Here is a 337-nt window from a genome sequence, read left to right as displayed (position 1 = left end):
GAGGCGTGCCGCAGGAAGTCGTCCAGCCGGTCCAGCAGGGTCGCGCCCTCCAGGATCTCGATCTGGGCCAGCTCGCCGATCAGGTGGCGGATGGTCCGGGCGTGCCGGGCGCTGCCCGCGCGCAGCCCGAGGGTGCCGCGCAGCTCGTTGTCGTCCCAGGCCAGCACACCTCGGCCGCGCACGCTGCCGACGGTGGCCGCCGCGAGGACGGTGGCGGTGGTCTTGTGCACCCCACCCTTGGGGTTGGCGAACGCGAACACCCGGGGCGTGCCCAGATCCCGGCGGAGCACCCCGGTGGCCCGCTCCACCTCCTGGTCGACGCCCTGCGGACGCCATT

At 74.5% G+C, this 337-nt stretch carries 1 pseudogene; it reads right to left on the bottom strand.

Annotated elements, in window-relative coordinates:
* Positions 1-337, bottom strand: a pseudogene (locus F8271_RS31705) (ATPase); the annotation flags it as partial.

The organism is Micromonospora sp. ALFpr18c, assembly GCF_008868155.1.
In the GTDB taxonomy this organism is placed as follows: domain Bacteria; phylum Actinomycetota; class Actinomycetes; order Mycobacteriales; family Micromonosporaceae; genus Micromonospora.
This window is presented reverse-complemented; position numbering and strand designations above follow the sequence as displayed.